The following is a 21117-nucleotide window of genomic DNA, read 5'->3' as shown; positions in this document are numbered from 1 at the left end:
CTCCGTCAAGCGAGATGAGACTGTATCGCGCATACGACTGGTGGTTGGCGTGTACGGATGAAGAGCTTTGGTCCGAATGTTTCCGACCGGCGACTCGTCGAGGCAGCGATCGACGGGATATGTTCGCCTCCATGCCCACGGAATTGGCCATCCAACGTCGATGCGTCTATGGCAAAACACTCCTTCCTGCTCCTGTCCTCACCGGAGACGCCGGGGAAATTCGCCAATCCACTTACCTACGCACGTCAGCTCCACGAGGCGGGCCACCAGGTTGCCGTGTACTTCGACGGCGCGGCGACCTACTGGTTCGACAGAATCGAGGACCACCCGGAACCAGCGGTTCGGGCCTACAAGGACGCCAAGAAACCAGGACTGATTGCTGGCGTCTGCGATCACTGTGCGACGTTCAAAGGGGTCGCTGACGCCGTCGAGGCCGAGGGCTTTGAAATCCAAGGGACCGAGCACGCCCCGGACGTTGCGGGGCTCGTCGACGACGGATACGAACTTCACATCGTTTGAGCGACGACGGTATGGTTATCGATCGATGTGCTGATGATCGAACGTCCCGACTCGCGGCGAAACGAGTCTGTAGTTCCGGGTTTGCCGCCATTCATCAAGGTACGGAACGTAGTGATCGAGGATCGCTCGAGCGATGAATTTCGTGAGACCAGCGTATATGTTCGAACCAACTATCACGAGGATTCGGTGATATCGACGACTATGTGGAAGTTTCGAGCGATTCCAGCCGAGTTGATCGCGATTCGATCCCTCTCGAAAGTGGGGTCATTCTGATGTCGGTAGATCCGGCTGACGGGCGCGAACCAGTCACCATCCGCGAGCACGACCAACCATGGGCTGCCGATCTTGAGTCGGATCGACACGCGAACGACACCCGTCTGGTCGTCGCGGAGGCTATCGACGCCATCGAAGGGACTCGTCTCGGCGTTCCCGTTGACCTCGTGACCCACGAGTGTCACGGCGATCCCATGGACTACCTTCTCGATCCTCTGCGATCAACAGTCCCCGACATCGCCGTGACCGGACATCGCCGGTGTACCTGTGGCGGCTACGTCATTACCGTCGTGCGTAGGATTTCGGAGTCCGAATAGCGGAGGGCAGATTTCACTCGGGTGCGTATCCCCACGTCTCGACGAGGCCGTGTAACTCTTCGTCGGTAGTAGTCTCGGGGTCGTATTCGATCACCAAGGCTCGATTATCCGTCTCAATGGTCACTCCATCGACCCCAGCGGTTCCTTCCAGGACGGTAATGATCGTATTCTCGCAGTTGTCGCACTCGAAGACAGTATCGGTGACCGGGACGGTAGCAATCGAGTCCATATCGTCTTGACAGTTGATGTCGGACCTTGGTAACTATTCACGCGAATGTATTCCGAGTATCATTGACCATCGAGGATATCCACCAGTTTATCGGAGAGCATTCTCACCCACTACGAGTGTATGGCCTGTCGCACGTTCAGATAGATCGGGCGGTTACTGGGTTCCGGCAGAAAACCGGTTAACTGTCTCGACCTCCCCAATACGTTCGATTGCCTCGGTCGGGATTTCAGTAACAGCCGTGATGATGAGACAGTTCTCACCTCCGTTTGGGTCTTTCTTCACGTTGATTAGTAACTCCCCGTAGTACTTCCGAATCGTGGCAACGACGTACTCGTTCCGACCCGGCCCCGTTCGAATCAGATACGAATACCGCTCCATGTCTTCTGTATCTCCCATTTCACTACAACCTAGCAATGGTTGATCGTTCCCAAATCACTGCTGCCCTGGACCATGTCGGCGCCAATAACGACTCTATTCCATAGCCGCGACCCATAGATACGTGTCATTGGATCTATAGACCGCTGACCGTCAGGAGGAGACTTTGAACCGTCTTTCCAGCAAAAAAGCCCACGACCGCACCGGCCAGAACTGAGTCGATTCCTTGGACGGCAACGACGGCGAGTGCACCTATGATTGCGAACCCGACACCGAACGTCCACCCTCGTCTCATCACGTCCATAGGTCGGATGATGTCGCCAAATCGAACCGACGCGGTGTTGTACCGATCATCAATTGGAGAGCGAATCCACTTTGGAGAACCGTATCGACTAACGGCCGTTTGGATCCGCGCTCCACAATTAGTGACACGGAATCCTCACTCCCCACTGACGTGTACTGGTGATTCTGTCGTCGATCGATCGACGGCGACTTCGTGAATCTCCACCTTATTCTTGTTCTTGAAGGCCCGTTCCGCGGATGCCTCCTGGTGTGCTGACTCGAAGGCGGTACTTTCTCGCCACGCTTCGTAGTCTTCTCTCGTCTCCCAGAACGTCATGGTGATGTGGCCCTCCGCGTCGACGGGTGCGAGGACGGTCATCCCGCGGAACCCCGGCCTGTCTTCGATGCCGTGACTCGTTCGGAGGCGCTCTTCAAACGTCTCTACCCGCTCGTCCGGAACGGTAACCCGGTTAGAAACGACTATCATTCCTGTGAGGTCGTTAGTACCGTCGTCTCCTAAATTCTCGTTCGGATATGTTCGCACCGAGGACGTTCGTTCGTGAGTTTATGGTTATAGCCGTGGTAATTTCGACAATGGCTGACACCCGCAGCAATCACGAGAACCACGGGACCGAACCGGTCACCGATCACGTCCACGGGAGCGCGTGGGCAGCAGACCTTGAGCGACCCGAACACGCGACAGACCGAGAGCTACTGGTCGAGGAGGCGATCACAGCGGTCGAGAATACCGTCGAGGGATCTCTCGTCCAGCTCGTCACTCACGAGGCACACGGACACCCATCAGAGTATCTCTACGAACCACTCGAGGAGACGTTCGGCGACGCGGTCTACTGGGTGTACGTCTGTCAGTGCAACTGTGGCGGCCACATCGTCCGCGTCGAGGTATGAGTGTGCGAACGACCAGCCGTGACTTGACGCCCGAAAGATGACGACCACCGTCAGTGACCTTCGGCTCGCTGCCGAGCGGTTGCAGAACGCCCTGGCAGACTATGAGTGGTTTCTCAATGGTTGGTGGGACGCAAGCAAGACACTCTCGAACGACGACCACGCTACACCGGCAGAACGGGACGCGGCGATGCAAGAAGTAACTCAGGAGTCAGGCGCCGAGATCGCAAACGACGTCCTTGATCGCTACCACGTAGCCAGCGACGCGGTGGCGAGGTACGTTCAGCGAGCGCGAGATCGGACGCATTCTGACTGGTCCGAAGTCGTCGCCGCAACCGAACCAGTACGGAAGGCGACACTGGCGGTTCATGCAGCCGGGTATGGAACCCACCCTGAGACGGGTGAACGCGACTACCTGCTCCCAGCCGAGCGGTGTCCCGCCCACCGGCTGTCTATGAACGCCGGTTCGTCGCCAGTCACCTTTGCAGACAGAATCGCCCAGTACCGAGCCGTCGCCAACCGGTTCGGTATCGACGCCGATGTCGTGTACCACCCTGGATCGGGTCACGATGTGAGCCCATCGGTTGCGTTTCCCGAGGCCGGGGTTACATACGTCGACGTCGACGTGGCGGCGATGGACGACCTGGCAGCAGCGGGGTATGCGGCCCGTTGGGGCGATGCTACAGATTATTCCGTGGCTGGCGGGGCCGACGTGATCATCCTTCGAAATGCAGGACTCGTCGAGGAGGCAATCGTAGAGCGGAACTTGCGAGCGGGCGGTTGGGTGCTCGCCAATGACCACCTCGAATCCGCTCACCACGTGGCAGGGATGGATCGAATTGAACTCGTGGGGGTCGTTCCGGACGATTGGCCAGGCGTCACACCACGGATCGAGACTACGGATTTAGACCCACCGTACAACGAAAGAGAAGCTAAGGTGGCCGCACAGGCCGGTTCCAACGACCGGACAGGGTCGCCGCTAGATCTCCACGTGTTTCGCGAGAGGACCCGTCGAGGACACGCCAGATCAAACAATAACGAGCCACCGTGACGAGCCGTCGGGCTACTGACCTGAACCGGAGAACGGACTGTGTGGTGGCCGCTGCGAAGTGTCAGTGGAAGTGTTCGCCCCAGTGCCTATCCACCCTGACCCTAAAGTCGATAGTATGGGTACGGAGATTGACCTGACCGGTGCGTCTCGTGACGCTATTCGAGATCGCCTTTACGAGCAGTTCGACGGTGGCGAAGCGGGGGATACGTTTCATCTGATCGCAGATCAGGTACCCGGCTTCACGTTGCTGCGGTATCAAATCGAACGTAACGTCCAACTCTCGTGGGACGTGACAAGGGGAGCAGACGAGGTTCGGGTGGCGATCGTGGTGGAGGGCGACCTCGCCGCCGACGCGCTCCCGGACTTCGACGTCCGCGTCATGCCGCCACAGCGACGCCACGAGGTGTTGCTCGAAGGCTTCGACGAACTCGTCCCCGAGGAAGGGTTCGTGCTCGTCAACGACCACGACCCGAAGCCACTGTACCACGAGCTCCAATCGACGCGCGGTGACACCTTCGAGTGGGAATATCTGGACGAAGGGGGACGTGAGTGGCGCGTCGCCATCGAGAAGACCGAGGAGTCGACTGCGCCGGACGACGACATCATCACCCGGTACGACGTTCGTCAGATCCCCAAATCCGAGCGGCACCCGTCGATTCACCACCGATACGGGATGATCCCCGAAGGTGAAGCGATGGAGATCGTTGCCCCGCACGAACCCCGGCCGCTGAAACAGGAGTTCCAGCAGCGATATGGCGACGCCTTCGAGTGGCGAATCGTTGAGCAGGAACCGGGGCGCGTCGCCGTCCGAATCACGAAGCGCGCGGACGTCGACGATGAAGACGCCGAGGCGAGCTCCTGTGCCGGTGAGGATGCCCATCACGTACACCACGCCGGCGAGGGGGTCGATGGAGACCAAGAAGCATCGTCCGGAGCTGACGAAGACCTCCCCGTCGAAGTCAGTCAGGAACTCGACGTCAGGGAGTATCCGCCAGCCCGTCGCCACGAGCTGATCTTCCAAGCGTACGACGACCTCGAACGGGGCGAAGCGTTCGTCCTCATCAACGACCACGATCCAAAGCCGCTCTACCACCAGTTCACCTCCGAGGAAGGGCCGGAATTCCACTGGCAGTACCGTCAGAAGGAACCCGGGGAGTTCCGGGTGCTCGTCGGCAAGGTCGAACCCAAAGATCAGGAGGCGTCGGATCCCGCAGAAGAGGGGACCCCATTCTGAACTGCGTCACCGGGAGCTGGGAACAGGCGGAATTGGTCGCTCGTCCGAACTCAAACTCAAGTCGATGTGGTGCCAACCCGATCGGTCGAGAACGTAGTTAGGGCGGGTCCAGACCGGGAAAGTTCCCACACGCACATTGTCAACACTGCCCAATGCTTATCGGAGTGGCGGGCGATGGTTGCGTATGGGACCGGTTGAAATTCAGCGTCTGTGTGAGCAAGAGGTCGATTTTCCGATTACACACGATGCGCTCCTCGACGAACTCGGTGAGGCAGAACTGAGGCCTCCCACTGGAGAACCCACGACGGTTGGGACTGTGCTAGATACCACCAATGAACGAAGCTACGAGTCCGTCGACGACGTGTATCAGACCATCCTCGGGAATCTAGACGAGTCGTTCGTCGGACGCAAGTTCTACGATGACCGGGGAGGTGTCTGGGATTTCGATCAACGAGACCGGACCTATTCCTTCTGATGTCTCGCCTCAGTGAGACGAGTATATTCCCGTGATACTACTTACAGTCACACCACGTATCCCGAATATGATGAGACAACCGATACTATGACAGAAAACGAACTCATTTGGCGACTCGCAGGAGGGTCTGGCGACGGCATCGACTCAACGAGCCAGAACTTCGCGAAAGTACTGATGCGGTCGGGCCTCCACGTATTCACCCATCGTCACTATCCATCACGGATACGTGGTGGCCACACGTACGCTGAGATTCGATCGAAGGCGACGCCAGTACGATCCAGAGGAGACGGATACAACTTTCTCCTGGCGCTGGGCGACTCGTTTGCACGGAGCCCGGACGAGGAGGCCTACTACGGAAACGAGGAAGTCAAGCCCCTCGTAGAAAACCTCGATGACCTCCGTGATGGCGGTATCATCGTCTACGACGAAGGGCTGATCGACATCGACGACGTCGATAGCGTGCTCGAGACGTCACTCGAAGCTCTCGCTGCAGAACACGATTGGCACGTCTATCCGCTCGATCTTCGGGACATCGCGACAGAACACGGTCGTGAGGTGATGCGAAACACGGCGGGCGTCGGTGCAACGGCGGCGCTCATATCGCTGGATCTCGATCCCATCGAAGCGTTGATGTCAGATTCGATGAGCGGCGATGCACTCGAGGCGAATCTGACGATCCTTCAAGCAGCGTACGATCAAGTGCGGGATGAACACGAAATCGACCACGACGTCGTCCTTCCGGAGGGAACGCACGAGGAGGCTCCGGTCCTCCTCTCCGGATCGCACGGCGTCGCGTACGGTGCGCTCGATGCCGGCTGCCGATTCATCTCTGGCTATCCCATGACGCCGTGGACAGAAGTGTTCACGATTCTGTCCCAGCATCTCCCCGAGTACGGTGGTGTTTCCGAACAGGTCGAAGACGAGATTGCCGCTGCCGGGATGGCGATCGGTGCGTCCCACGCAGGTGTAAAGGCGATGTCCGGCTCCTCAGGGGTGGGTTCGCACTCATGTCCGAGTTACTCGGAACGGCCGAAATGACTGAGACACCGGTCGTCTTCGTCGAGGCCATGAGGGGCGGCCCATCGACCGGAATGCCGACCAAACCAGAACAGGGCGACCTCGACCACGTTCTGTACTCCAGCCAGGGCGATTCCAACCGAATCGTCTTCGCACCGGGAACAATCGAGGAGTGTTACGAACAGACGCGTCGAGCGTTTGAACTGGCCTACGAGTACCAGCTCCCTGCGATCGTCGTCATCGACCAGAAGCTCTCGGGGAGTATCGGACAGTCCCGGACAGCGTCTTCACGGAATCAGCTCCCGACCCGGATCCAGGCACAGTTCTCACGGAGGAAGAAATCGAAGACGCCGCACACCACGCGTCCGGATCGTATCTCCGCTTCCAGTACGACGCTGACGATGGCGTCGTACCGCGAACACTTCCCGGCCAGAAAGGTGGCCGATTCCTGACGACCGGAAACGAGCACAACCCTGCGGGCCACATCAGCGAAGATCCCGAGAATCGCCGTCGACAGGTCGACCGACGGAGGGCAAAGCAGGAGGCAATTCGCGAGACACTCGACGAGACGGGGACTCACCAGACCCGATACGGGACAGAAGATGCCCGCTACGGAATCCCAGGTGGGGAAGTCAACAGAGTACTGTCTTCGAAGCGGTCGATCGACTCAACGAGACTGATGACTCCGTTTCGGCACCAGGGGTAAGCGAAATGATGCCGTTCCCGGAATCTGACGTCGCTGACTTCCTCGAGAGTGTCGAGGAAGCTGTCGTGGTCGAAATGAACTCCGGCGGTCAATTCCGGGGCTTAGTACAGCGCGAACTGGGAGCGTACGGTGATCGGCTGTATAGTCTGCTCAAGTACGACGGCAATCCCTTCGAACCTGCTGAGGTGGTCGACGGTGTCCGTGCCGTCATTACCGACGATCCGAGTGTGGCGCCACCGACGACGCGTCTCGAACCAACGAAAGCAACCAACTCGAGGTAACCACAATGAGTGCATTCAACGCAATCGGTGCAGATCAAGAGGTAGATACAGACGCGTTCACCCCCGGCGTCGAACCGCGGGCGACGTGGTGTCCTGGCTGTGGGGACTTCGCCGTCCTGAAGACACTAAAGCAAGCGATGGTGGAACGGGGCAAGAACCCCGACGAGGTGTTGCTCGTCACGGGAATCGGATGCTCGGGCAAACTCTCATCGTATTTCGAGAGCTACGGATTCCACTCGATTCACGGTCGGTCGCTCCCGGTCGCGCGGGCGGCGACGCTCGCGAACCCCGACCTGAGGTCGTCGCCGCGGGTGGCGATGGCGACGGCTACGGGATCGGTGGCAATCACTTCACGCACACAGCCCGCGAGAACCACGATATGACCTATATCGTGTTCAACAACGAGATTTTCGGATTGACCAAAGGACAGACGTCGCCGACGAGCCCGAAGGGACACAAATCCAAGACGCAACCATCCGGTTCGGCGAAGAACCCGATCCGGCCACTGGAGTGGGGCCTCAATGCAGGTGCGACGTATATTGCACGGACTGCAGCGGTTAATCCCCGGCAGGCGACGGAAATCCTCGTCGAAGCGATGGATCACGACGGCTTCGCCCACGTCGATTTCCTCACTCAGTGTCCGACGTGGAACAAGGACGCCAAGCAGTACGTGCCCTACATCGACGTTCAGGACTCCGAAGATTTCGAGTTCGACGTCCACGACCGTGACGACGCGGCGCAAATGATGCGAGAAGCCGACACGCGTCTCCACGAGGAGAAATTCTAACCGGCCGGTTCTTCGTGGAAGAGGGGCGACCGTCCTACAGCGAAGAGAAGCGTCAAACAGGCCAGATGCCCGACGAACCGATCGTCGAACAGTACTTTGACGAAAACGCCGAGTGGAAGCCGTCGTCTGACCTGCTTGATCGGCATCGGTGATCGAGCAACCCAAATTCACCACGTACCACTCGGTTTACCGGAATATTCCCCCGCAACAGTCACCAATGAATACTCGGACTGATGGTTTAAGTAATCCATGACAGGGCCTCAAAGCGGACGGAAGCAAGAATACGTCGCATTCATCGACCAGGATGAGGTCACCGACGAAGTACGAAATATCGCGGTCAAATACGATCCGCTGAATCGGTCTGGACACGAAGGGTTCCACGTCACTGAGAATGGTGAACTTCACATCGACGACGCCAACGTCCTAGCCGAGCACAAACTCATCGAAAAGAAGATCCCTAACGACGCGATCCAAATTATTCCACTTCCGGCGGAAACCGGACAGCTCGTCCACCAGTACGGTGAGAACGGATTCCGGTTGTACAATCTCCCCATCCCGGACGATGGTTCTGTAATCGGCCTTCTCGGCCGCAACGGCATCGGGAAAAGTACTGCGTTGGACATTCTGTCCGGTAACCAAGTGCCAAATTTTGGCGGGGACGATGAAGGGGCAGGCTGGAACCGGGCGATCGAATCGTTTCGGGGGACGACCCTGCAGACCCATCTCGAACGACTCCGAGACGAATCGGTCGACACCGCCTACAAGGACCAACGGGTCGACTCCCTCCACGAGACCGACGCTGAAACGGTACGCGAACTGCTCGCTTCCCGTTCTGACGATCCGGATCGATTCGTCAATGCACTCGGTCTCCGCTCGATCCTCGATCGGTCACTGTCTGATCTGTCCGGAGGTGAACGACAGCGGGTTGCTATCGGGGTGACTCTCTCGAGGGCGGCAGATCTCTATCTGTTCGACGAACCATCGTCGTTTCTGGACATCAAACAGCGGTTGTCAGTAGCACGGACGATCCGCAGTCACGTGCAGGAAACCGATGCCGCGGCTGTTGTCGTAGAACACGACCTTGCGACGCTCGACCTACTCTCTGACGCAATCCACGTCTTGTACGGTGAACCGGGGGATTCGGCGTCGTTGCCCAGCGGTCGGCAGTACGGACGGGCATCAACCAGTTCTTGGAGGGAAAACTATCGGAAGAAAACGTCCAAATTCGGCGTCATTCAATCGACTTCCCGTCGGCTGGCTCTCGCGACAGCGAAAACAACGAACCGGCCCTTGTATATCCGCAGCTTGAGAAATCGGTCGCGGACTTTTCACTCGTCGTCGAACCGGGTCAGATTCACGACGGGGAATCGGTAGGTATCGTCGGAGAGAACGCACTGGGCAAAACGACGTTCGTAAAAATGCTCGCTGGAAGTGTAACTCCCGATAGTGGCCGGGTTCCGGAAGATGTCCTCGTATCGTACAAACCCCAGTATATCTCGCCGGATAGCGACGTTACAGTCCGTGAACGCTTTGCATCAGTCACCGATATCCACGCCCAATCATTCAAAACACGAATTCAGAATCCATTCGACCTCGAATCGTTGTACGCTCGCTCACTTGACTCGCTTTCGGGCGGGGAGTTACAGCGTGTCGGGATTGCACTATGTCTCGCCCGTGATGCAGATCTCTATCTCCTGGACGAACCCTCAGCATTCCTCGACGTGAACCGTCGAGTGGTACTCGCTGATCGGATTCACCAATTCAGCAAACGAACGAATCGACCCGTGCTCGTCGTGGATCACGACCTCTTCGTCATCGATCGAGTTGCCGATCGGTTGATCGTTTTCGAGGGTGAGCCGAGTCAGAGTGGCTATGCAAATTCTCCGCAATCGATGCGGGATGGCATGAACGCGTTTCTATCTGCCCTCGGAATCACGTTTCGACGGGACGAACGAACCGGTAGGCCTCGAGTGAATAAGCCGGGCAGTCAACTCGACCGGAAACAAAAATCGAGCGGCGAATACTACTACTGGGACTGAACATCCATTCGAATGGGAGTGGAAACGACACCCTCGACAGAAAATCGTCGAAGCGTGATGCAAATGGTGTCCTTCCCTCGGAGTGAACGTAGGCTCGCACGTGGTCTGCAGGTTCAGATTATGCTTCCTTCCCCAACCGCTTGGAAATGAACGGGTGAACAAAGCTCCAATCGCGGAAACGGTTGTGATGTTTCTCGACATCTTCGTGGGAATCGCGAGGTAGTCTTATTGGGTGACGGGGTAAATTCCAGACAGAATGTACGACCGGATTCTACTCGCCACTGATGGAACCGTCTCATCGCGGAACGCCGAAAGGCACGCAATCGAACTTGCAAGGGAACACTCGGCCAACCTACACGTACTCTTCGTCGTCGATGAGAGCATCTACACGGCCTACAGCGGAGATGAGTACGTGAACGAAGCAGAAGGACCGGAACACGGACTCGAAGAACTCGGTAAAGAAACAATTGAGCAGGTCCGGTCGAGTGCGATGGATTTCGACGTGGAAACCAAGGAAGCGCTCAAACACGGCCACCCGGTTGAAACGATCCTTGATTATGGAGATCGCAACGATGTCGATATGGTTGTCCTCGGGACGAAGCATCGTCCAGCGGAATACCGGGCGCTACTTGGAAGTGTAACAGAGCGTGTTCTCAGGCTTACCAGTCGTCCGACAGTCGTTATAAAAACGGAAGTTGACGAATAAACGAGCCACTGGATAGATGGGGTAGAACCGCAGCTAGTGAGGATTTTAAGGGAATCAAGAAAGGTCAGCACTCCATCAGTCAAATAATCCAGCCCACATATGCCGTAACGGAGATACAGATGTGGATAACGTCCGAGGGAACCATCAGTGGATAGTTCATAACCAGGGTTATCCACCCAGAGACAGTAATCACCGATATGGCTTCTAACGATTCACATCCACCCCAAGATTCCGATGACTGGGCCAATCCAGATCTCTGTGCGTTCTGTGGCGAGAATTTACGGGACGGTGGCGCTGGATTCATGGAACACATCGAGACGGCGGTGTTCAGATAAGGATGAAGAGTGAGGCGGTGCGATTTTCGGCTGGTCTATGGCAGAAATCGCCCGCCTCGTCGGTGGTAGCGACTGCTTCGAGTTAGATTTTCTGGAGCGAGAGGCGACACCCGAGCCGGCGATGAAGCTCGGTATCCGACTCCATTTGGCTGGATTATCACTTTCGGATACCATTTCTATTCTCGATAGGTTGGGTGTCGATCGCTGTCGATCCACCGTTCATAACTGGGTACAGAAGGCCGATCTACAGCCGCTCGACGGTGCTGACCCGGATCACGTTGCGGTCGACGAAACCGTGATCCAGCTCAACGACGAGCAATACTGGCTGTACGCTGCCGTCGATCCCGCCACGAACCGCCTGCTCCACGTCCGCTTGTTTCCGACGAGAACACAGGCACTCACCGAGATGTTCCTCTCGGAACTCCGTGAGAAACATCTCGTCGACGACGCGATCTTCCTCGTCGATGGCGCACCGTGGCTGCAGGCCGCCTGCCACCGTCACGGCCTCCGATTCCACCATGAAACTCATGGGAATCGGAATGCTGTTGAACGTATCTTTAGAGAAGTAAAACGACGAACCAACCAGTTCTCAAACTGTTTCAGCCACGTTGAGCCGAGTACCGCCGAAAACTGGTTGCAAGCGTTCGCCTTCGCATGGAATCAGCTTATCTGAACACTACCCATCGAGACAGCCGAAACCTGTAAGGCGAGGTTCGAAGATTGGCTGGAGAACATCAGCGATGACATGGGGAGTACTTGGACCGGTTGAAACAGAATCCGCATGAGCTCGGATCGGCGGTGTTGAGTCGTAAAATGAAAATCGATTAGAAGACCACGACTCGGCTGCTCGTCTCTTCGTTGTCCCAGATGCAGTCTCCGAGCTTGGATTGGACAAGATCGTGTCCTCCCGTTGAAGAGGTACTCACGAAGGTCATCTGTCCATTCAATATCATGGGTCGGCCGGCCGGTGTGCCGTCCAGACCCATACGGTTCGAACGCCGTTACGCCGGGGATAGTATTCCAAATATGTTCTTGGAAACAGTACGCTGCAAATTCGGCTCTACAGCAGGTTGGTGAAACTCAACCTCAAGTAACCACCGTAAATCGGGCCGTACAGATGAATATAGCTACCGGCACAACAGACCATCATCTAAAAATCCGGCTCGATGGCGAGCCCGCTTTCGCTCTGCATCGGTCAATCGGTACGCTGGTAACTCATCTGCGAGTGACCCCAATTGCCTTCGGCGTTCTTGATGGCGTTCGAGGAAGTCGGCTATGTTTTCTGCTGCGATTTCCTTGAGTTCACCGCTCAACAACGATCCATCACGATACATCTGAGCGAGTCGTTCCAGCCGCTCGTCATCCGCTTCGAAGAAATACGAGAGAAACTGGAACGACGTGTCTCTCCCGGGATCTCCACCCTGTTCTCGATGTTCGTCGATGGTTGACTGACCGCCGGAATACGCGTGGGTCCGGATCTTCTCGAACACGGTCTCTCTGTCGTCGGAGAGAAGAATGCTGGGAGCGTCGTCTGAGGAGCTCATTTTGCCTGGCCCTGCGAGGCTCGGGAGGAATTTCGAGAGCAACGCGCTCGGTTTATCGACGTCATATCGCTGTTTATCCGCGATGTCCCGACAGATACGGATATGGGGGTCTTGATCGACTGCTATCGGAACGAGCGTCGGATGACGTCCCTCAACGAGTTGTGGCAAGAGGAGGTGTGTCGCCTGCACCGCGGGATAGAATGACAGGCCGATGTTCGCAGGTTCGCCGTACGTCGCCTCGACAGTCGATTGGGTCACCGCCTTTGCGAATGCAGCTGCGAGGGGATACACCACGTCTCCATCCGCTGTATCCACGATGATACGCGTCCGATCCGGATCGAAGCCTATTGCGAGCAGTTCGAGTATGTTCTCACGAGTGTGTCGCCCGATTGCTTCGAGGGACATATTTTTGAGAAAGTATTTCTCGTCGTCAGATATTGGAATGTAGACGAGAGCATTTGTCTGCTCTTGTAGGTGCTTGGCAAAGTAGAACGGAACGACGTGACCGATATGCATCGGCCCGGAAGGGCCCCGACCCGTAACAATTGAATGAGGTTTCCCTGCGTTAACAGCGGAGAGGAACCTGTCTATGTCGCGTTCTGCGTAGAATACATTTCGATGAACTAGCGGATGAACTGGGTCGGGGAAGGCTGTGATTTGGTCGTCTGAGAGCTGGTCAGCCCCGAACTGTTCGAGGAGTTTCTCGTAGTCGACTTCTCCGTCGACGCTGTAGGGCGTGACGGTGAATTCGCTTTTTGGTGACATTTGTGGGTGTGCGTTTGGAGGTCATGATGACGGCGATACAATCGAGAAAGTGAGTGAGCATCGTGGTTGGATCAATCGAGTGAGATCGACTGACCGTACTCCGCGATACTGTCCACTTCCGAACCCTAACTACCGCCAGCGCCGTTCGTCGGTTTCGCGGGAAGTGGACACTACGTATAGGAGTGGGTGCGGAGCGGGTATATGTGTTGCTGCTCCCCTCAATCTATTGAATACGAAGTACCGGCGTGCTGTACCTTCGAATTCGGATTAACCCGGCGACTTAGCAGAGATTCGACGGTCCGGTTTTCAATGCATATGCTTGGTCGATGAAGTGATTTCGTGTGATTCCTCGGAGACAGCTATTTGGATGTCCCCCCGTTACCTTTTCACATGGGCCTCCGCTACCCTCCTGAGCGAATCTCAGTACTGTGCCCACGAATATGAGCTCCCAACAAACACCCTCAGAGACAGAAGAGAAATCCAACACTGGCTCTTCACCACAACAGCAGCGTCTCGATAAGAAACACGAACGAGCAAAAGATCGGAAGGCACAAGCGGCCGCTGAAGCACAGTCTCCCGCCGATGAGGAGACAACTCTCCTGAAGGTCTTCCGGTACGACCCTGAAGTCGAAGCCAAGCAAGAACCCCGATTCGATGACTTCCATGTTCCCTACGAAAAGGGAATGACAGTCTTGGACGCGCTCATCTACGCTCGTGACCACTTCGACTCTAGTCTCACATTCCGTCACTCGTGCCGAATGGCGGTGTGCGGAAGTGACGGACTATTCATCAACGGGAGCCAACGACTCGGCTGTCAAACGCAAATCTCCGATCTCGAGGAACCAGTTCGCGTCGAGCCGCTCCCGCACGAACCAGTGATTAAGGACCTGGTGGTGGATATGGATCACTTCTTCGAACGGATGGAATCCGTTGAACCCTATTTCCAGCCCGACGAGTTGCCTGATGGAGAACTCGAAGAACAGCGCCAATCACCCGAGAACCGGGAGAAGATCAAGAAGGCCTCACGGTGTATTCAGTGTGGCTGTTGTACGTCGTCGTGTAATCCCTCACAGTTCGACGACGAGTACATCGGCCCCGCTGCCATCGTCAAGGGGTATCGGTTCTACATGGACGAACGCGAAGGGGAAGACGCGAAGGAACATCGGTTGGGGCTACTCGATAAAGAACACGGGGTCTGGCAGTGCCATACACAATTTTCGTGTACAACCGTCTGTCCAAAGGATATCCCAATCACAGAGGAGATCCAAGAGATGAAACGTGAGTCCGTCAAACAGAATCTGAAATTCTGGTGATCGAGAACATCGGGTTGCGGACCTACTACACAGCGTAGTGGTCAAATATTCCACTCACGCTACCTGAAACGACAGTCAACAACAGACTATGGAATCAACTGTTCCCCCTCCTCGTCGTAGATAGTGATTGCGTCTACCGGGCAGACACGAGCGGCCATTTTCGCGTCAAACTCCTCTCCCTCGGGAACGCCTCGTCTGTAGTGATCGGTCTCGAACTCCTCGCTTCCAACAAGCGTTGCTTTCCCCGCATCGCGATCTTCGACGAACTTCTCCCACTCGTGAACGCAGTTGAAGATTCCTGTGCAGGTATCGCGGTCGAATTCGACTTGCATTGTGTGAATATTGGTGTGTTGTGCTTTGAATCATCGGGTTCAATGGCTCATTCTGTTCCCCCGATGGATGTTGACTTTGGTCTTTTTTAGTAATTGCTTCCAGATTGCCGTAGTAGTTTGCGTTAGAATCCCCTCTCTCAGGTTGGTCACCGTCTGTTAGAGGGATCGAGCTTCGCTGTGCCTAATAACGTGAGATTTGTCCTGCTCTTTTTAAGTCTTCCTCGAATACAGTAGATTAACAGAACATCAACAGACATGGCAGACAAAAAACCAGAGATAGAGGTCACGTTCAACCCACAGGAATGGGTCGATGGACCGTACCATCTAGAGGACGGGGCAGATAAACAGCTGAATCCTGCCGAAAACCGAGACCCCGTAACCTTCGTCGTTGCATGGGAAGACGGCACTGACGAGGACGGTACCATCTTCCCGGACGAATCGTACGAAGCAAATCAGCTGCGCTCTCATCCAGCAGCTCCTGATTGGGTCCAAGATTGGGAGGGGCCGTACTATGTCCGGACGAAACTGGTTAACGACGAGTAACTGCCCCCGTCAGAGCAGGCCAAGTACCTGGAGATCTACAGGCTGAGACGAGAAATGTATCATCACTCCAAGACGGTGTGTATCTCGAATGATCGTCTCTATTGACGTCTTGGCTTTATCACCCGCAAAGTGCGTGCATATGAGTTGTTGAGAATTCGTCTCTCAGGTCTGCTGAAGTCGGTGTTCGCGTTCAATATCCCGCAATTGGGGGATCAATTCGGAATTTTCCGTGACGTGGATGATATAGCGGGGGACGTCCCTCGTTGTTCGCGCCATGAATGGTTCTCCCCAGAAACTTAAGAGCGCGTCAGTCTGCTCGTTTTCCGTCCCACGAAGAATGAACGAGACGTTATCGTCGAGGTCGCGCCAGATGGGTTCCTGTACCGTCTCGGCACCTCGACACTTCTTTACTTTGGGTTTGACCTGAGTGTTCCAGCGCTCCCGCTCACTCTCGTCGAGGACGAACTGGATCGAGGATACATTTGGATTCTCGATCGGTGGACGAAGCAACGCATCGAATAAATCTTGAGGGACAAACATGAGCAGACAAACGTTGAACCAGATCATTTCTCCACGGGCACCCTGGCCGAATTGCGTACTTCGCGACCTGAGTTCTCCAGGCCCGATGAGTTCGAGGTCGGAAGCATCCATACCGGCTCGAATTTCTTCGACAGCACGTTCGGTGTGAGCGAGGGACTCTGAGAGGTTCTCCGTTTCAGATTCACGCCGGATATGACTGATAAACAAGAACGCCATCAGAACAACCGTGATCTGAAGAAGTACGGCTTCATCCACGATATGTAGGAAATGGAGTACAAGCGCGAGAACTGCAGCAAGTATACCCGCAATAGCTTCCCATTCGACTTGCTTAAGATTCCATTTCATATCGAATTCATCCTTGAGATAGGCTTCTGAGTATAGGCTCATTACTCTGTTCAGTAAAGGAGTGGGATTCTCAGGTGACTTCTGATCAGTGACTTACGATTGAAATGGTGGGATCGTCAGTGGATTCTTCTACAGCCGAATTGACGGAGACGTAGAAATCCTGGTTCGAGTTCAGGATAATGAAAAGTGGGGGCTTCGACCGCAAGAGGCGACCAGAGTGAGCGACTAGGGTGGGGCAGTTTACGGACTCTCATCGGCCTCGCCGTCGGAGTTAGGCAGGACTCTGAAAGGGCGCATCATGTCGTGATCCTCGTGTTCCAGCATGTGGCAATGCCACATATACCAGCCGGTCTGATCGTTGAATAGCCCCTCAAATTCGCCGAAGTGAACGATCACGTGGGTCACCTCGCCCGGATTCGCCGTAACGACGTCGTTCCAGCCTGCTTCTACCGGTGCGGGGGTTCGAGCGACTCGACATCGATCGACTCCGCCTCGGGATCGTACTCACTGTACGGCTGTCGCCCAAGCACCTGGAAATGCACGAGATGCATATGCATCGGGTGGGACACGCCCGTCAGGTTGGCGAAGCTCCAGATTTCTGTGTCGTGGAGGTTGGGCTCCTCGGTGACCGGATCGTACAGTTTGTGGGGTGATGACTCCGCGTCCGAGCCCAGGAGGTGTAATGGTCGTCCATACTCATCTGAGCTCATAAGCATCGGAAGGTATCGCTCTTCATCTACCGAGTCGGCAGGGATTTCTGGCACTTCCGCCAACGTACCCGGTACCCGGCAGGATCGTCGACATCATCAGCGGCGACATCGATAAGCATCACATCGGGCAGCGGCTGTTGATCCCCGGTAGTAATGTCAGGTCCACGGTAGGGCGCGGCGGCGTCGTTGTGCATCAGAAGTGTCTGTCCCGCGTAGTCCGAGAAATCAACGACGACGTCGGCACGCTTGGCTGTGCCAATCTCTAGTCGCCCCTCGATCATGGCAGGTGAACGCAGTAGGCCACCATCAGTTCCGATAATAGTGAAGGGCGGCCCGCTCGTTCCGGTCGTTCCGGCTGACTCGTCATACTCGAGGAGTTTGAGGTTGTAATACCGACAGTTCGAACCGTTGAGAATTCGGAATCGGTACTTCCGAGGGTCGATCGAAAGTCGAGGCCAGGCTTTCCCGTTGACAACGGACGTGTCGCCGAAGAACTGCGGAACAATGCTCGGGCTGGGTTTCGGCGAGTCGGTGTCCGTGCCGTCGCCAGCAGTCGGGTAGAACAACGAACCGTCGTCGTTAAAGCTGCGGTCTTGGAGCACCAGTGGGATCTCGTACTCACCCGACGGCAGGCCAAGTGACTCCTCCCGGTCGTTTCGGAGGAGGTAGAGTCCGGCAAGACCAGCGTAGACATTCAGCCGAGTGACCCCGAGCGAGTGGTCGTGGTACCAGAGCGTAGCCGGAGGCTGATCGTTTACGTAGTAGTAGACTTTCTTCTCGAACTTCGGACCAGTTTGCTCGAAGTCATGCGTGAACCACGCTGTCGGCTTGCCGTCGCTCGAATGCTCGACGTTCCCTCCGTGAAGGTGGGGCACGACCCTCACACCAGTACTGTCGTAGGGAATCTTGCTACTGTGTATCGTCTCATCGACCGGCAGGAGATGCTCGTCTGGCAGCTTGTTCTCCCAGCGTACACGGACAGGTTCGCCCTGCTGTGCCTCAATCGTCGGCCCCGGGTACTGGGCGTCGTACCCCCAGACAGTCGTCGGTGGAAGGTCAGAGTGAATCTGCTGCTCAACTTCGCGCATTTCCATCTCATAATAAGGGCTCCCGTCCTTCTCTCCAGCTGGTTCCATGACACCTGGACGGGGGACCTCGTCGATCCACTTTTCAAGGTCAGGCGACGAAAACTCAGGAGAAAGTGACTCGGACGGAGTTTCAGTACGTCCAGTCGGGGCTGTACACCCTGCGAGACTCAGCGCGCCAGCACTGCCTGTCGCCGCTAAGAAGTCACGCCGCGATAGGTCAGTTCCAACCTCTCCAAGTTGGTCACTCATTCTCATATATAGATACTCGTGAGCAGTGACGGTCAGTTCACGGCGGAATCCCGAACGGTGGGAATCCGCCAAAGTGGTCTATCGGAGGCGTTCCAATACTGGGGCATGGAACGTCGACAAGTCTTGAAAGCAGGTGGAGTCGTCGCAACCGCAGGTCTCACGGGGCTCGCCGGCTGTAGCAGTTCGAACCCCGATGCAAGCGGTGAAACGAACACTCCATCGAACGGAGACACAACGACAGTCCTGATGGTTACAGAGGGGAGCGACTATTATTTTGACCCGATCGGGCTCTTCGTCGAATCCGGCGAAACAGTCACGTTCAAAATCGATAGCGGCAGCCACTCTGCGACAGCATACAAGAAAGGGAATGGGCAGGCGTCAGTCACGCGCATCCCGGACGGTGCGGAAGCCTTCGACAGTGGAATTCTCAGTGAACAGGGTGCGACGTTCGATCACACCTTCGAGGCAACGGGTACACACGACTACTACTGTACCCCACACAAGAGTCTCGGCATGGTCGGCCGTATCGTCGTAGGAGAGCCTGGCGGCCCCGCTGATGGGAGTATGCCGCCGGACGGAGACGTCCCTGAGAGCCAAACAATCGTCGACCAGGGAGCGGTTTCCTACAGCGACTTTTCCGGGTGATCATGCAACTTCGTGCACTGGCCAATTTTTTCTAAGAGCCGAGTCTACGATTCCGAAACCACGTCTTTTCGTTTGGTCATAGTAAAACAAATTGGCGGATTCTCACAATCCGGGATTCCGCCACGCATTCTTCGACCGTTGACCCCACCATTGCTAGAGAAGCCCATTCAGGGTTATCGAATGTAGCTATCGGCCCCCATCACCAATGACTAAAACACAGCTCGATCTCAAGGACAGCAACACGGGGACAAGTCAATCAACCACCGAGTCCCAGCCGCTCTCGTCGTGTCCAGAGTGTGACGGACAGATCGTCCACGACGATGAACACGGAGAAACCACCTGTAAAGAGTGTGGCTTGGTCCTCGACGAAGATTCCATCGACCGCGGCCCGGAGTGGCGAGCGTTCCATAATGATGAAAAGGACGAAAAAAGCCGCGTCGGGGCGCCGACCACGAGGCTCATGCACGACAAAGGGCTCAGCACGACGATCGGCTGGCAGGACAAGGACGCCTACGGGCAGTCGATATCTAACCGGAAGCGGACCCGCCTGCAGCGCCTCCGCACATGGGACGAACGGTTTCGGACGAAAGACGCTCACGAGCGGAATCTCAAGCAAGCACTCGGGGAGATCAGCCGGATGGCGTCTGCTCTCGATATTCCGGACCCGGTTCGAGAAACCGCCGGAACGATCTATCGACGGGCAGTCGAGGACGATCTCCTTCCGGGTCGATCTATCGAAGGGATGGCAACGGCCTCGCTATACGCAGCGGCTCGTCAACACGGAACACCGCGACCACTCTCGGAGTTCGCTGAGGTCAGTCGAGTGGAGAAAATCCGCATACAGCGAGCCTATCGATATGCATCCCGAGAGCTCGGGTTAGAAATCGAGCCTGCCGATCCACTAGAATATGTCCCCCAATTCGCCTCAGCATTAGACGTGAGTGATGAGGCGATACGACAGGCGCGAGACTTGCTCACGACAGCAATGGAAGTGGGCGCCCATAGCGGAAAGAGCCCTGCAGGGCTTGCGGCGGCCGCGATATATGCCGCGACGCACCTCACGAACGAACAACTGACACAGGAGACGGTCAGTGATGCCGCCCATGTGAGTATGGTCACGATTCGGAACCGCTACCAGGAACTGCTCGAGGTCTACGCCGAGGAGGGCTATGCATGATGACCGAGCAATCAAAATCGAGTCACAAAAAGAGGGTTGCCGCCGGCCGTGCAACGGCTGTGATGGGCGAGCTCGGTCGGGATACCGACCGAGAAATCCTTGCAATACTCGTCGCGGAGTCGCCCATCCATGTCATGGATATCGCCAGTACTGCAGATCGTCATCCGATTACGGTCGACCAAACGTGTGCCCGACTCCATGAGCTCGGCCAGATCCATCCAGTCGGTCGAGGACTCTACGAGATTACTGACGACGGAAAACAGCGGATTGGAGACGCCTCCGAGTCATAATCCCAAGGGATGACGGGAATCTCAGGCGGACTCCATCCCCCAAT

General features: G+C 56.2%; 22 protein-coding genes and 3 pseudogenes. 17 read left to right on the top strand and 8 right to left on the bottom strand.

Annotated elements, in window-relative coordinates:
- The first annotated feature begins 168 nt into the window (after positions 1 to 168).
- A complete protein-coding gene (locus tag ACFQJD_RS00990; RefSeq protein ID WP_379795502.1) occupies positions 169 to 519 on the top strand; it encodes a DsrE family protein in 351 nt (116 codons plus the stop codon).
- A gap of 173 nt (positions 520 to 692) precedes the next feature.
- Here the strand turns inward: ACFQJD_RS00990 and ACFQJD_RS00985 are convergent, their stop codons facing one another.
- The 4 genes from ACFQJD_RS00985 to ACFQJD_RS00970 all read right to left on the bottom strand — a co-directional run bounded on the left by ACFQJD_RS00985 (position 693) and on the right by ACFQJD_RS00970 (position 2482).
- Entirely contained in the window at positions 693 to 968 is a 276-nt protein-coding gene (locus ACFQJD_RS00985; protein WP_379795500.1) for a hypothetical protein, read from the bottom strand.
- 154 nt (positions 969 to 1122) lie between these two features.
- Positions 1123 to 1338 (bottom strand): heavy-metal-associated domain-containing protein, encoded by a 216-nt coding sequence (locus ACFQJD_RS00980; RefSeq protein ID WP_379795498.1) that lies wholly within the window; start codon positions 1336 to 1338, stop codon positions 1123 to 1125.
- A gap of 153 nt (positions 1339 to 1491) precedes the next feature.
- On the bottom strand, positions 1492 to 1734 hold the full coding sequence (locus ACFQJD_RS00975; RefSeq protein WP_379795496.1) for a hypothetical protein: 243 nt from the start codon (positions 1732 to 1734) through the stop codon (positions 1492 to 1494).
- Between the two features lie 418 nt (positions 1735 to 2152).
- Positions 2153 to 2482, bottom strand: coding sequence for an antibiotic biosynthesis monooxygenase family protein (locus ACFQJD_RS00970; RefSeq protein WP_304450004.1), 330 nt, complete (start codon positions 2480 to 2482; stop codon positions 2153 to 2155).
- 107 nt (positions 2483 to 2589) lie between these two features.
- Between ACFQJD_RS00970 and ACFQJD_RS00965 the strand changes: the two genes are divergently transcribed.
- The 11 genes and pseudogenes from ACFQJD_RS00965 to ACFQJD_RS00915 all read left to right on the top strand — a co-directional run bounded on the left by ACFQJD_RS00965 (position 2590) and on the right by ACFQJD_RS00915 (position 12205).
- Positions 2590 to 2904: a CGCGG family rSAM-modified RiPP protein gene (locus tag ACFQJD_RS00965; protein WP_379795495.1), complete on the top strand. Its 315-nt coding sequence runs from the start codon at positions 2590 to 2592 to the stop codon at positions 2902 to 2904.
- A gap of 37 nt (positions 2905 to 2941) precedes the next feature.
- A complete protein-coding gene (locus ACFQJD_RS00960) occupies positions 2942 to 3952 on the top strand; it encodes a hypothetical protein (RefSeq protein ID WP_379795493.1) in 1011 nt (336 codons plus the stop codon).
- A gap of 115 nt (positions 3953 to 4067) precedes the next feature.
- Entirely contained in the window at positions 4068 to 5186 is a 1119-nt protein-coding gene (locus ACFQJD_RS00955) for a DUF2249 domain-containing protein (protein WP_379795491.1), read from the top strand.
- Between the two features lie 184 nt (positions 5187 to 5370).
- Complete coding sequence (locus ACFQJD_RS00950) at positions 5371 to 5661, top strand: hypothetical protein (RefSeq protein ID WP_379795489.1); 291 nt, start codon at positions 5371 to 5373, stop codon at positions 5659 to 5661.
- Positions 5662 to 5748: 87 nt separating this feature from the next.
- Positions 5749 to 7130 (top strand): annotated as a pseudogene (locus tag ACFQJD_RS00945) (2-oxoacid:acceptor oxidoreductase family protein).
- Positions 7131 to 7389: 259 nt separating this feature from the next.
- Positions 7390 to 7665 carry a hypothetical protein gene (locus ACFQJD_RS00940; protein WP_379795487.1) on the top strand — a complete coding sequence of 92 codons (276 nt, stop codon included), beginning with the start codon at positions 7390 to 7392 and terminating at the stop codon, positions 7663 to 7665.
- Positions 7666 to 7670: 5 nt separating this feature from the next.
- Positions 7671 to 8604, top strand: a pseudogene (locus ACFQJD_RS00935) (thiamine pyrophosphate-dependent enzyme).
- A 97-nt stretch (positions 8605 to 8701) separates the two neighbouring features.
- A complete protein-coding gene (locus ACFQJD_RS00930; RefSeq protein ID WP_379795485.1) occupies positions 8702 to 9826 on the top strand; it encodes an ATP-binding cassette domain-containing protein in 1125 nt (374 codons plus the stop codon).
- Positions 9805 to 10491: an ATP-binding cassette domain-containing protein gene (locus ACFQJD_RS00925; protein ID WP_379795872.1), complete on the top strand. Its 687-nt coding sequence runs from the start codon at positions 9805 to 9807 to the stop codon at positions 10489 to 10491. Before ACFQJD_RS00930 ends, ACFQJD_RS00925 begins: the two co-directional genes overlap by 22 nt.
- Positions 10492 to 10747: 256 nt before the next feature.
- The gene (locus tag ACFQJD_RS00920; RefSeq protein WP_379795483.1) at positions 10748 to 11197 is read left to right on the top strand and encodes a universal stress protein; all 450 of its coding nucleotides are present in this window, start codon (positions 10748 to 10750) and stop codon (positions 11195 to 11197) included.
- A gap of 372 nt (positions 11198 to 11569) precedes the next feature.
- Positions 11570 to 12205 (top strand): IS6 family transposase, encoded by a 636-nt coding sequence (locus tag ACFQJD_RS00915; protein WP_379795481.1) that lies wholly within the window; start codon positions 11570 to 11572, stop codon positions 12203 to 12205.
- 454 nt (positions 12206 to 12659) lie between these two features.
- Here ACFQJD_RS00915 and ACFQJD_RS00910 read toward each other — a convergent pair whose 3' ends face one another.
- Positions 12660 to 13841 carry a tryptophan--tRNA ligase gene (locus ACFQJD_RS00910; protein WP_379795479.1) on the bottom strand — a complete coding sequence of 394 codons (1182 nt, stop codon included), beginning with the start codon at positions 13839 to 13841 and terminating at the stop codon, positions 12660 to 12662.
- A gap of 440 nt (positions 13842 to 14281) precedes the next feature.
- Here ACFQJD_RS00910 and ACFQJD_RS00905 point away from each other — a divergent pair, with 440 nt between their 5' ends.
- Positions 14282 to 15154, top strand: a complete 873-nt coding sequence (locus ACFQJD_RS00905; protein WP_379795477.1) for a succinate dehydrogenase/fumarate reductase iron-sulfur subunit — start codon at positions 14282 to 14284, stop codon at positions 15152 to 15154.
- 86 nt (positions 15155 to 15240) lie between these two features.
- Here ACFQJD_RS00905 and ACFQJD_RS00900 read toward each other — a convergent pair whose 3' ends face one another.
- Complete coding sequence (locus ACFQJD_RS00900; RefSeq protein ID WP_379795475.1) at positions 15241 to 15486, bottom strand: ferredoxin; 246 nt, start codon at positions 15484 to 15486, stop codon at positions 15241 to 15243.
- Between the two features lie 255 nt (positions 15487 to 15741).
- Here ACFQJD_RS00900 and ACFQJD_RS00895 point away from each other — a divergent pair, with 255 nt between their 5' ends.
- Entirely contained in the window at positions 15742 to 16029 is a 288-nt protein-coding gene (locus tag ACFQJD_RS00895) for a hypothetical protein (protein ID WP_379795473.1), read from the top strand.
- A gap of 162 nt (positions 16030 to 16191) precedes the next feature.
- On the opposite strand, the gene ACFQJD_RS00890 is transcribed toward ACFQJD_RS00895, so the two are convergent.
- Together ACFQJD_RS00890 and ACFQJD_RS00885 are read right to left on the bottom strand one after the other, a co-directional pair.
- Complete coding sequence (locus ACFQJD_RS00890; RefSeq protein WP_379795471.1) at positions 16192 to 16956, bottom strand: hypothetical protein; 765 nt, start codon at positions 16954 to 16956, stop codon at positions 16192 to 16194.
- 198 nt (positions 16957 to 17154) lie between these two features.
- Positions 17155 to 18961, bottom strand: a pseudogene (locus ACFQJD_RS00885) (multicopper oxidase domain-containing protein).
- 105 nt (positions 18962 to 19066) lie between these two features.
- Here ACFQJD_RS00885 and ACFQJD_RS00880 point away from each other — a divergent pair.
- From ACFQJD_RS00880 to ACFQJD_RS00870, 3 genes are all read left to right on the top strand, one after another.
- Positions 19067 to 19606, top strand: coding sequence for a plastocyanin/azurin family copper-binding protein (locus ACFQJD_RS00880; protein ID WP_379795469.1), 540 nt, complete (start codon positions 19067 to 19069; stop codon positions 19604 to 19606).
- A 205-nt stretch (positions 19607 to 19811) separates the two neighbouring features.
- Positions 19812 to 20783, top strand: a complete 972-nt coding sequence (locus tag ACFQJD_RS00875; RefSeq protein ID WP_379795468.1) for a transcription initiation factor IIB — start codon at positions 19812 to 19814, stop codon at positions 20781 to 20783.
- Entirely contained in the window at positions 20780 to 21073 is a 294-nt protein-coding gene (locus ACFQJD_RS00870; RefSeq protein WP_379795466.1) for a transcriptional regulator, read from the top strand. The genes ACFQJD_RS00875 and ACFQJD_RS00870 overlap by 4 nt, the downstream gene beginning before the upstream one ends.
- The last annotated feature ends 44 nt before the right edge of the window (positions 21074 to 21117 follow it).

The sequence above is a fragment of the Haloplanus sp. GCM10025708 genome, assembly GCF_042663985.1.
GTDB classification, from domain to species: Archaea; Halobacteriota; Halobacteria; order Halobacteriales; family Haloferacaceae; genus Salinirarus; species Salinirarus marinus.
This window is presented reverse-complemented; position numbering and strand designations above follow the sequence as displayed.